Annotated in this window: 8 protein-coding genes; 3 read left to right on the forward strand and 5 right to left on the reverse strand. The window is 42.2% G+C overall.

Translation table 11 applies throughout. From position 1 onward, the window contains the following. Both PL11201_RS24615 and PL11201_RS24620 read left to right on the forward strand, forming a co-directional pair. Positions 1 to 977 (forward strand): dihydrolipoamide acetyltransferase family protein (locus PL11201_RS24615; protein WP_144017890.1); only part of this gene is annotated, 977 nt, incomplete at its 5' end. An 85-nt stretch (positions 978 to 1,062) separates the two neighbouring features. Further along, on the forward strand, positions 1,063 to 2,064 hold the full coding sequence (locus PL11201_RS24620; protein WP_079681474.1) for a zinc-dependent alcohol dehydrogenase family protein: 1,002 nt from the start codon (positions 1,063 to 1,065) through the stop codon (positions 2,062 to 2,064). A gap of 48 nt (positions 2,065 to 2,112) precedes the next feature. On the opposite strand, the gene mrdA is transcribed toward PL11201_RS24620, so the two are convergent. Then, complete coding sequence (gene mrdA, locus PL11201_RS24625) at positions 2,113 to 3,903, reverse strand: penicillin-binding protein 2 (protein ID WP_079681475.1); 1,791 nt, start codon at positions 3,901 to 3,903, stop codon at positions 2,113 to 2,115. Positions 3,904 to 4,255: 352 nt separating this feature from the next. Between mrdA and cysE the strand changes: the two genes are divergently transcribed. Next, the gene (cysE, locus tag PL11201_RS24630; RefSeq protein WP_079681476.1) at positions 4,256 to 5,071 is read left to right on the forward strand and encodes a serine O-acetyltransferase; all 816 of its coding nucleotides are present in this window, start codon (positions 4,256 to 4,258) and stop codon (positions 5,069 to 5,071) included. On the opposite strand, the gene PL11201_RS24635 is transcribed toward cysE, so the two are convergent. The 4 genes from PL11201_RS24635 to zds form a co-directional block, all read right to left on the reverse strand. Then, positions 5,051 to 9,271, reverse strand: a complete 4,221-nt coding sequence (locus tag PL11201_RS24635; RefSeq protein ID WP_079681477.1) for a response regulator — start codon at positions 9,269 to 9,271, stop codon at positions 5,051 to 5,053. The two genes, cysE and PL11201_RS24635, sit on opposite strands and share 21 nt — an antisense overlap. A 317-nt stretch (positions 9,272 to 9,588) precedes the next feature. Next, entirely contained in the window at positions 9,589 to 10,026 is a 438-nt protein-coding gene (locus PL11201_RS24640) for a DUF4079 domain-containing protein (protein WP_079681478.1), read from the reverse strand. 20 nt (positions 10,027 to 10,046) lie between these two features. After that, a complete protein-coding gene (locus PL11201_RS24645; RefSeq protein WP_079681479.1) occupies positions 10,047 to 10,499 on the reverse strand; it encodes an SRPBCC family protein in 453 nt (150 codons plus the stop codon). A 373-nt stretch (positions 10,500 to 10,872) separates the two neighbouring features. Further along, positions 10,873 to 12,342, reverse strand: a complete 1,470-nt coding sequence (zds, locus tag PL11201_RS24650; RefSeq protein ID WP_079681480.1) for a 9,9'-di-cis-zeta-carotene desaturase — start codon at positions 12,340 to 12,342, stop codon at positions 10,873 to 10,875. Between the last annotated feature and the right edge of the window lie 29 nt (positions 12,343 to 12,371).

Genomic DNA, 12,371 nt, shown 5'->3' on the forward strand with positions numbered 1-12,371 from the left:
CCGCCACCCCCGCCGCCGTGCCCCAACCCGTTGCCGCGAGTCCCGTGGCAGCCACGGCTGTTGCCGCCACCCCCACCCCCCCTAAAAATGGCCGGATTATTGCCTCACCTCGCGCCCGCAAATTAGCCAAGGAACTCAATTTAGACTTAGCCACCTTAACCGGAAGTGGGCCGAATGGTCGGATCATTGCGGAAGATGTGGAAACAGCTTCGGGACGTCCGGCTGCTGTCGGGACTCTACCTCAGATTCCGGCTCCGGCTGTTAGTAAGCCCGTGGCGGCCCCAACCCCAGTCACCGTTCCCCTGGGTCAAGTTGCCCCGATGAATACCCTACAAAACGCCGTGGTCAGAAATATGACGGCGAGTTTATCGGTTCCGGTGTTCCGGGTGGGATATACGATTACTACGGATGGGTTGGATCAGCTTTATAAACAACTGAAATCCAAAGGTGTGACCATGACGGCTCTGTTAGCAAAAGCCGTGGCGGTGACGTTACAAAAACATCCGATTTTGAATGCTAGTTATGTAGAAAATGGGATTCAATATCGGGCGGGAATTAATATTGCGATCGCCGTGGCTATGCCCGATGGCGGTTTAATTACTCCGGTCTTAAAAAATGCCGATCAAATTGATCTTTATTCCCTATCTCGGACTTGGAAAGATTTAGTCGAACGCTCTAGGGCAAAACAGTTACAACCCGATGAATATAGCAGTGGAACCTTTACCCTCTCGAATTTAGGAATGTTTGGGGTAGATAAGTTTGATGCTATTTTACCTGCGGGTCAAGGTTCAATTTTAGCCATCGGGGCGTCCCGTCCCCAATTAGTGGTTGCTGCCGATGGTTCGATGGCCGTTAAACGCCAAATGCAAGTGAATATTACCTGTGATCACCGGATTATTTATGGGGCGGATGCGGCAACATTCCTACAAAGTTTAGCTAAATTGATTGAAACCAATGTTCAATCGTTGACAATGTAAATTTGTTGTTGGGCAGCAAGTCTAAAAATTTAGGGTTAAAGCCCAACAACAAAACCCAAAAACAAAACTTTTTTATTATTAAACAATGAAAGCAGTTCTCATGACCGAAGTTGGGGAACCCGATGTTTTACAACTTCAAGAAATACCCGATCCTCAAATAAAATCTGACACTGACATTTTAGTCCGTTTAAAGGCTGCGGGAATTAATCCCATTGATATCAAATTACGCAGTCGAGGCACGTTTTATCCCGATCAAATGCCCGCCATTTTAGGTTGTGATGGGGCGGGAGTTGTAGAAAAAGTCGGTTCCCAAGTGCAAAAATTTCAAGTCGGAGATGCGGTTTATTTTTGTCAGGGGGGTTTAGGTGCAGAATCGGGCAATTATGCGGAATTAATTGTTGTTGATGAAAAATTTGCCAGTTTGAAACCCCAAAGTTTGAGTTTTGCGGAAGCGGCGGCGGCTCCTTTAGTCTTAATTACCGCTTGGGAAGCATTGTATGATCGAGGACGATTACAACCTGGACAAAAGGTGTTAATTCATGGGGGTGCTGGTGGCGTGGGTCATGTGGCGATCCAGTTAGCCCTATTGCAAGGGGCAGAAGTCGCCACCACCGTCAGTTCCGCCGATGCTGCTGCTTTAGTGCAGGAGTTAGGGGCAGATCTGGTGATTAATTATAAAGAAACTAATTTTGTCGATCAAATATTAGAATGGACGGGGGGAGAAGGGGTTGATTTAGCCTTTGATACCGTTGGCGATGAGGTTTTTTATCAAACGGTTTTTGCGGTTAAAAATTATGGGGATTTAGTAACTATTTTGGAACCCGATCCCAAATTAGGAAATTTGAAAGAGGCTCGGTTAAGAAATTTACGGATTAGTTTAGAGTTAATGTTAACGCCGATGTTACAAGCTCGGATTCATGATCAATTGGATCAGACTAAAATTCTGCAACAATGTGCTCGATTAATTGATGAAGGAAAATTAAAAATATTAGTCAATCAAACTGTTCCCTTAGCATCAGCATCGGAAGCTCATAAACTATTAGAAGCTGGAGGAATGAAAGGTAAATTGGTGTTAACCGTACCCTAGAAACAACCCAGGGGCAATTCATGGATTACCCCTACGACCCCAGAAGATTTACTTTTTCTTAGAAAAATAAGTCTGAAATATTGCCTTAGCAATGGGGGCGGCAGATTTAGATCCATAACCCCCATTTTCCACCACGACTGCGATCGCAATTTCTGGATTTTGGGCCGGGCCAAAAGCCACATACAGGGAGTGGTCGGTTTGTCCCGATACTTCCGAGGTTCCAGTTTTGCCCCCAGTCAGAGGAATTGAACCATCATTCATCCCTTGACCCGTCCCGTACTCAACCACAGAAATGAGTCCCTCCTTAATCACCTGGATCGCTTCGGGTTTTAGTCCCGTAGGTTCGGGTTTAGCCGCCGGGGTCTTGGTCAAATCCGCCAAGAGATGGGGTTTAACCCGATATCCGCCATTGGCGATCGAGGCGACCATCACCGCCAACTCCAACGGCGTTGCTAATACAGCCCCTTGACCAATGGACATAGTTACCGTATCCCCCAAATACCAGGGTTCCCCATAGGTTTTTTCCTTATCCTCTGGAGTGGGGATAAATCCCTCTGACCCTTCCTGTAACCCTAAAAGTTTTAAACTGTTGTTCCCAATCCCTAAATGTTTCCCCCACTCAGCGATCGCTTCCGGGCCAACGGTCATCCCCAATTGATAATAAAATGTATTACTACTAAAGGCGAGGGCATCTCTAAAACCAATCAGCCCGTAACCCCCACTATGCTCATTAAAGGTAATTCCCCCGACCGTAATCGAACTATAAGTATCGAGCATCGAGTCGGGACTAAATTTACCCGAACCCATGCCGGCGGCGGAGGAGACAATTTTGAAGGTGCTCCCCGGTGGATACCCCTGCAAAGCGCGATTTAAAAACGGATCATCTCCATTTTGCAGTTCTTCCCATTGTTTTTGGCTAATGGGTTTAGTAAACATATTCGGATCAAATCGGGGACTACTGGCCATAACCAAAACTTCTCCGGTTTTGGCATTTAAGGCCACCGCCGCCCCCCGACGATCTCCCAGGGCGGCTTCGGCGGTTTTTTGTAAATCCAAATCGAGGGTTAATCTCACATTTTCCCCCCCTTTAGATTCGTTATCGCCCAGTTCCCGTAATTCCTGGTTCATGCTGTTGACTTCAATCAAGCGGGAACCCCACACCCCGGAGAGTTTCTGATTGGCTTGGGCTTCAATCCCTAACTGTCCCACAACCATCCCCATCGGCCATTGGGGGTGTTTTTTCAAATCCTCGGCGGTGGCTTCACCAATATAGCCAAGGATCTGTGAAGCTAAGTTTCCTTGGGGGTAATAACGGTTAGATTCGCTTCTGACTTCCACACCAGGTAAGGATTTCTCTCCCAACCAAATAAAGGCCTGGGGGGTCAAAAACTGACTAATTCTGACGGAGGCTGCGGACTGATATCCAGCCTTTTCAATCGGGGCTAAAATTCGTTCAGGAGTTATATTAATCACTGGACTGAGCACTTTAGCAATTTTTGCCCATTCCTCGGGGGTGTGTTCCTTCGGCCAAACATATAAAGCCCGGGTGAGACGATTGGCGGCTAATTGTTTATCATTGCGGTCTAAAATATAACCCCGATTCGAGGGAATCGGAATCAGGCGAATTCGGTTCTCGTCAGCCCGTTCTCGGTTCTTCTGACCATCTACCAGTTGCAGTTGCACCAACCGAAAAGAATGCACACCCATGGCTAGGGTTGTGAGTAACATTAAAAAAACCGCACGATAGAGAGGACGAATTTCTCGTTTTTGATTGGCTCGCCAGGAGATTTCCGTTTGACGAACATCCCGATTCCGACCCCAAGAATAATTAGTTTCCATAATTCCCCAGATTTTAATATAGATTTTTGTTGTGGGTTAACCATCAACCCTAGTTTAATCTTCCAAGCACCAAGAGAGTAGGACTAATAGTACGACTAAACCGAACGAATTGGGTAGGTGTAGTCCTGTAATCCCATCAATGATAGAGAAAATCCCCCCCTCTATGACCAGCACCGCCCAAAAAATAATTAAGCAAGCGAATATTAACGGCATATTAATTAGGAAAACTTATCTTTTAAGGATCAATTCGGAAACCCGCACCTGAAAAGAACCTGTGGCAAACCCGATCAAAATGCCTTCATCCTCTAAAATAGGAATAGTGGTCTGTATAACAACAACGGGTTATTAATCAATGCTCAAGACCCTTCAACATGACTTCCGCATTATCTTTGAGCGTGATCCTGCCGCTCGCAACTGGTTAGAAGTCCTATTCTGCTATCCCGGTTTTCAGGCTTTATTATTCCACCGCCTAGCACACGGGTTATATGCCTTGGGGCTTCCCTTTATTCCCCGCCTGATTTCCCATCTGGCTCGGTTTCTAACGGGAATCGAAATTCATCCTGGGGCGGTGATTGGCAAGGGCGTATTCATCGATCATGGTATGGGAGTTGTGATTGGTGAAACGGCTATTCTAGGGGATTTTTGCCTGATTTATCAAGGTGTCACCCTGGGAGGCACAGGGAAAGAAAGCGGTAAACGCCATCCTACCCTGGGGGAAAATGTGGTGGTCGGTGCCGGAGCCAAGGTTTTAGGTAATATTCAATTGGGGGAAAATGTTCGGATTGGGGCCGGATCGGTGGTTTTGCGGGATGTTCCGGCTAACTGTACCGTGGTCGGGATTCCGGGTCGGATTGTCTATCGCTCGGGGGTGCGGATTGATCCCCTGGAACATGGTAGTCTTCCCGACTCAGAGGCGCAAGTGATTCGGATGTTAGTAGATCGGATTGAACTATTGGAACAACAAGTACAGTCCCTGCAACAACAATCCTCTGTGGCTCAAAATCAATTAGAAGCTGCTCTGAAATTGGAATACTGTCCTAGTCCAAACAGGCTATCGGTTCAGGAACAAACAACCAATTATGGTCAAGAATACTCTGTTTCGACGCCTACCCATTGTCGCATAAAAGATAGAACGATTCAACAATTTTTAGATGGTGCTGGGATTTAATTCCTGTTGTAGTGCCGTTTTAACTTGCTCAAATTCAGTTTGAATTTGGGCATATATTTTTTCGGTTTCAGATTGAGATAAGGGATTTTGAGTTTGATTACATTGACGGGCTAGGGTTTCTAATTTTTGACAGTATTCTGATAATCCGAAAGCACCGAGGGTGCCACTAATAGATTTTAAAGAATGGGCCGCCGGTTGTAAAGCCTCGGAGTCTGTTTTTTCAATGGCTTTGGTAATATTTTCTAACAATTCCGGGGCGGTATCAAAGTAAATCTCAATTACTTCTTCTAGGGCTTCTACCTCTCGTAATCCTTGTAAAACTTTAGCATCTAAAATCGATGGATTTAAAGTTCGATTTAAGGAGTTATAGGGGGTGATTTCAGTCTCTAAATTTGGGGGTTGGGTTGAGGACTGACATTTACTTAAAACATTGATCAATTGTTCTATGCGAATTGGCTTACTAATATAGTCATCCATACCCGCACTAATACATTCATGGCGATCGCTTTCCATAGCATTTGCTGTCACCGCAATAATTCTCGGTCGCAGGGGTTGAGATTTCTCGGAATTGCCATATAATTTTTGAATTTGACGGGACGCTTCTAACCCATCCATTTCCGGCATTTGCATATCCATTAAAATCACATCATAGGGTTGACGACGCAACGCTTCTAAGACTTCAAAACCATTCCCCGCCACATCCGCCCGATATCCCATTCGTTGTAAAATTTGTAATGCTACTTTTTGATTAACTAAATGATCTTCTGCTAATAGAATTTTTAGAGGTAATTTTTCAGCTAGTAAAGGAATATCCTGGGATGATCGCAATGTTCCGCGATTTCGACTGTGTAAATAGGTTTGACTCTGGACATGAACTTCTAAAGGTTCCTTTCCTAAAATATTAATTAATACATTATAAAGTTGGGATTGTTTAATGGGTTTATTTAAACAGGCTGCAATTTCAATCGATTTAGATTTACCTAAGTTTTCTCCTCCCACGGATGTTAATAAAATTAAGGGTAACTTTTGATAAGACGGTAATTGACGAATTTGTTTAGCTAAAGTTAACCCGTCCATCAATGCCATTTCCATTTCAATAATGGCAATATCAAATTGTTTACGCTGCAACCATTCCAGTGCTTTAAACCCATTTTTAACTGTTCGGCTTGACATTCCCCAAGCCTGGGTTTGTAGCTTTAACATTTGTCGGCTACTGGCATTATCATCGACAATTAATAACCGTTTTCCCGCTAATTCATTCAGGGTTGACCATTCGGGAGATAAATTAGAACAGGACTCAGTAACAACGGTAAAATAAAAGGTTGAACCCTGACGATTTAGGTTAATTTTTTCAGTTTTATGCTCATCTTCATCTAACAGACAAAAGGAATCTAATGATTGTTCAAGTTTAAAATTTACCGGAGGATCTCCCGCCGTCGCCCCTTGACTTTCTACCCACATTTGACCCCCCATGAGTTCCGCTAATCGTTTACTAATCGCTAATCCTAAACCCGTACCACCATATTGACGATTAATGGAAGAATCTACCTGACTAAAAGATTGAAAAAGTCGATCCATTCTATTCGCAGGAATGCCGATCCCCGTATCTTGAACAGCAAATTTAATTTCATAGAAAGAACAGGATAGTGGAGAATTTATAGAACTTTCTTTCTCGGGTTGTTTTTCCTGAATTTTACCAGAATAAATATTAGAATCATTGAGTTTTTCTGCTGTAACGGATACAACGACTTCTCCATTGTCAGTAAACTTCACCGCATTACTTAAAAGATTAACTAAAACTTGACGTAATCGCGCCATATCCCCAATAATTTGAGTGGGGGTACAAGGATCAATTAAATAGGCTAAATCCAGATTTTTACTGGCTGCTTTAGTAACTAATAAATCTAGGGATTCTTCAATACAAGTTCTTAAATAAAAGGGATGATTTTCTAAATCTAGTTTTCCCGATTCAATTTTAGAAAAATCTAAAATATCATTAATTAAAGATAGTAAAGCATCACTACTACTGCGAATGGTTTCCACAAAATCCTGCTGCATGGGAGTTAGGGTGGTATCTAACAATAATCCCGTCATCCCAATCACCGCATTCATGGGCGTCCGAATTTCATGACTCATAGTAGCTAAAAATTCACTTTTTGCCCGGGTTGCTGCTAGGGCTTGATCCCTGGCTTTTGCTAAAGCACTAGCGGTTTCTTGACGTTCAATTTCACCACCAATCCATTGTGCCATTAATTTTAATAAATCTCGATCTACGGCTTGAAATGGCTCTGATAGGGCTTGAGAACTCCAAAAACAGAGGGTTCCATAAACCTCTCCCTCTACAATGACTGGGGTTCCCATATAGGCTTCAATGGGGAAAATATTATGGGCGGGACAAAAGGGCAAACCAGAAAATTTTATCGATTCAAAATAAAGGGGTTGTTTAGCCTGAATGGTGACTTGACAAAAGGTATCTTCTAGTTTATAAATTTGTTCCTTTTGAATCGACTGATTAGGAGCAATTACAGCTATAATTTTATAGGAATAATGTTCTTCTTGACCATCTTCTTTGGATAGGGAATGATCAATTTTAACCTCGGATAAAATCCCATATTCTAACCCAAATTTAGTACAGCCTAATTCTAAAATTGCGTGCAGTCGAGTGTCAAAGGTGAAGTCCTGACAAGAGGTAATTTGATAGAGGGTTCTAATAGAAGATTCACTATCTTGTAGTTGTTGTTCTCGCTGTTTCCGTTCCGTAATATCCCGGGATACCCCAATAATTTCATACACACTTCCACTGGTGGCATCTCGAATGGAACTACTGGTAGTTTCAAACCAAATATAATCGCCGTTTTTGTGACAAATGCGGTATTCAATAGTATAGATAACATTTTGTTGTAAAATAATTTTATAGGCTTTAATAATTACATCTAAATCATCGGGATAGATAAAACGGGGTAACTGATTTCCGATTAATTCTTCTGGTTCATATCCTAATAAACTGCGACAGGCGGGAGAGGCATATAAAAATACTCCTTCGGGAGAATGGCGGGTAATCATATCCGTTGAATTTTCCGCCATTAACCGATAGCGTTGCTCACTTTCTTGACCTTGAACTTGGGCATCTGCTAGGGCTTGCAACATTCCATTAATCGCTTCAGCTAAACTCGATAATTCATCCTGACCCGTCGCCTCAATTCTTAAACTCAAATTTCCCGTTTCCCTAATTTCATTCACAGAATTATTCAGATGGGTGAGTCGAGAAAGCACTAATTTTTCTAACAATAATAGGGTGATGCCTCCAAAAATCAACCCAACCCCTAATAAAAATAAGGTGAAATAGGCTAAAGTCGTCTGACCTTGTTGATAAATAGGACGGCGAACTTGAACCTGTAACAGTAATTTGGGTTCCCCATAAATATCTGCTATAGTGGCGGAGGCGATCGCTGTTTCTACATTCAAAGATTGCAACTGAATAGCTTTAGGATCAATAATGGTTTCAGGATAGGGTTGAAGTTGCGGCGATAATAGAATCGGACTACTGGCTATTTCCTCAACAATAGGATTCAAACTCAAAGACTGTTGGCTAATTTCCTGCAATCTTTGAATTTCTGAGGGGTCAAGATAACGTCCTAAAATCAAGACTCCTCGGCTTGGCCCCGATGCGGAACTGGTCAAAATCGGTCGTGAAACAATCAGTAATGGACTTTCTGGTAAAACAATGATTCCTTGAAGGGCAACAGGGGTTAAATCGGGTTGTTTGAGACTGGCTAAAAGGGGACGATTTAAGGCAAGATGGGGGGAAAGACTCGGGGGAATCGGTGTTTCCTGATGGCGTTGGGAATCAAATCCTTTACTGAAAACAATTTCACCTTGAGAATTAATCAGAATCAATAAATTGAGTCGCAGGTCGGCAAAGGTAGTATCAACTAAATTAGAAGCAATATATTGATAATTGCGAGCGTCAATAAAGCTATAGGTGTCATCCCATTTCGCTTGATCCTGAGCAATTAAGTCCAAACTATCTAAATCATCATTAATCGCATTTAAAGCCTGAATAATATCTTGACGGACATACTGACTTTCTAATTGACTAAAATCATGTACTAGCAACAAGGAGGCACTAATATACATTGCCACGATTAACCCAATCAGGGCAGCACCAATAATGATCAGTGTTTTTTTTCGCAATTTCATGGCGTGTGACCTTAAACGTGCTATTTGGCAGTAAACGAGGTTGTATTTGCACCCACTTTCTCAGAACAATGATTCTGTACAACCACCAGATGTACCCAATCGGCAGTTACAATCCTTGCAATTGCTAAATGGGAATCCTACTTCCATCAATTCTATACCTATTCTATCTTGCTTTTTGAAGTTCGTAGAGATAGGTCATTGGGGGTCTAAACAGAGGTTAAGGTTAAGAATAGTATTTTACTCCCGATTTGATTGAGTTGTGTTGAAAAACTATAGTTTTAATCTATTGATCACCAGATTTGGTATTAATAATTAACTTAAGGTAAATATTTCTGAACAATCACCCACCCGGACAAAGAAACCGCAGTAAAAGCAAAAAATAAGCCCATATTTAGGCTAAGATGAAGGGGGCGCGCCCAGGGATTTTTGGGATTAATTTGGGTAGCACTCCCAGCCGACCCTAATACTAAACCTACTACAATTAATCCGGCGGCTAGATGAATTGAATGTCCTAAATTCCCGTAATATCCGAGAGTTCCCACTAAACCAACGGTTAGTAAAATTAAGACTAAACCCACCATCCCCCCACCGATCAGGTAATGAAAAGTTCTGAGTCCGTTAGGTCGAGGTTGTTTCCTTGTGCGGGAATATAGCATCCATCCTCCGGTCATTGCTAACAATACATAAGCGAAGATAGAAAATCCCATCGACCAAGCTGCAATTTTCCATAACCATAAAAAGGAGGGTAAATTCATAATAAGGATTTTAACGGAAGTTAATTTGAAGAACTACTATAGAATTCTATGGCATAATCTCTAAATCGTTCTAAATCTTTTTGAATAGTTGACTCCACTACTCCACCCAAAAATAAATTATCCATCAATTGTCCTAAAATCCCTGGAATAGCATAAGAAATCGTTAATTTAACAATACTACTCCCATGGCGATCATAAAACCTAATTGCCCCCCGATTCGGTAAACCATCTACTGATTCCCATTGAATAATTTGATTAGGAATTTGTTTTAAAATCCGCGATAACCAACTAAATTCAAAATTACCTGTTGCTAATTTCCAACGAGATAAATCAGGATTATCCTCTAAAATTTTAACCGAATCAATCCATTTCATCCAACGGGGCATATGTTCTAAATCTGACCATAAACTCCAAGAGACATCAATGGGAACCGGAACTTCAACTTGGACACTATGTTCTAACCAATCAGCCATAATATTTACAAAGTTACAAAGATTTTACCTAATTGAATTTATCCGTTTTAATATACTCAATTATTGTTTAATTATATCAATATCTACTCAAATAAGCTACAGGGATTATTTTAGCGTCCGCACTCACTGGGATTATTTTATCGAGCTTATATGAAATCTAATTATAAACGCTACAGACGATCCCCCCTAGCCCTCCTGTAGAGACGTTGCATACAACGTCTCTACAGGAGGAATGTGTAGAAAATATTTACAGATTTCATATTACATCGGTTTGGGCAAGTCAGCGAGAACGCTGACACTGCAATATTTATCCCAAATAATTATTAGTCAAAAATATAATTTCTCGACTAATAATTATTTATGAAATTCTCAATTATCCAGCAACAACAGGGGAAGGTTTCAGATCGGAAAAGTTGGTTTCTAAGATAGCCTTAGCCGCCTGTCTTCCTGAAATAGTTGCCCCTTCCATACTATCAATATAATCCTGTTGCGTGTAACTTCCAGCTAAAAAGAAATTAGCAACCGGAGTTTTTTGAGCCGGACGGTAAGCGTCCATTCCCGGGGATTCTCGATACAAAGATTGAGCTAATTTAACCACACTATACCAAGTCATATTCAGTTCCCGTGAACTGGGAAATAAATTCTGAACTTGTTTAAGAACGTGTTGGGCAATTTCTTCATTATTTTGTTTAATAAAAGGATCACCCGGGGTTAAAACTAACTGTAATAAAGATCCCTGTCCCTCTCGATAATAGTCGGCCGGACTTGATAATGCTAAATCAGAAAAACAGGAAAAATCCGCATCGGCTGTATATAATAAATTATTAATTCCCGCCGCTTCTTTAAGTTGTTGACGTTTTTGGGGATCATTTAATTCCGTCACCCAACCATCAAAACGCAGTTGTACCGTTGCTACGGGAACCGCTTCTAATTTATAAATATTGTCAAACTCCGGCCATTTTCGCCAAGCAGGGGGAATCATTTTTTGTACCCCCGGAATATCCCCGGCAAAAACATAGGCATCGGCAATAATTGTTTCCTCGGTTTCTCCGTTTGCTACTACCATTCCCGTCACATAGGTTTTACCTTCTATTTCCTGAAATTGTATTTCTCTAACTCGACGGCGGGTATGAATTTTCACGCCCCTTTGTTCCAAATAATTCACAATGGGTTTATGTAAATATTCCGCCGGAGATCCTGCCAACATTCGCAACATAGATGCCTCTGTTTTGGTGGCAAAAAATAGGAAAATCGTTAACATACACCGAGCGGAAATATTCTCAGTATCAATAAATCCCAAGGCATAGGCAATCGGGTTCCACATCCGTTTTAAACTACCCTCAGAACCCCCATGACTGCGAAACCAGTCCGCAAAACTCACCCTATCTAACTCGCGGATAGTCCTCATCGCCCCCTCAAAGTCTACCAACCCTCGGACAATGGGGCTAGTACCCAAAGCGATCGCATTTTGCAGTTTATCAATTACCGAGAGTTGGGAGGTGGTGAAAAATGCCTTCAACCCGTGAAAGGGAGCCCCGGTAAGGAAGCGAAAGTCCAAACTTCCCGTTTTTCCCCCGGTATTAACAAAAATGTGGGTATGGTCTTTTAACAGAAGGTTGTCAATCGCCCCCACCTTCCGCATCAGTTCAAATAAGTTATAGTAGCAGCCAAAAAAGACGTGCAACCCCATTTCAATATGGTTGCCGTCGGGGTCTATCCAACTGCTGACTTTACCCCCGACAAAGGGACGGGATTCAAAAATCTCTACTTCGTGTCCGGCATCCACTAGGCCAATTGCCGTAGCCATGCCCGCTAAACCTGCTCCTGCGATCGCAACCCGCATTTTTTAGACTGCCCTTTACCTTAAGCGTT

Origin of the sequence: Planktothrix sp. PCC 11201 (assembly GCF_900009135.1) — a bacterium.
Taxonomy (GTDB): Bacteria; Cyanobacteriota; Cyanobacteriia; order Cyanobacteriales; family Microcoleaceae; genus Planktothrix.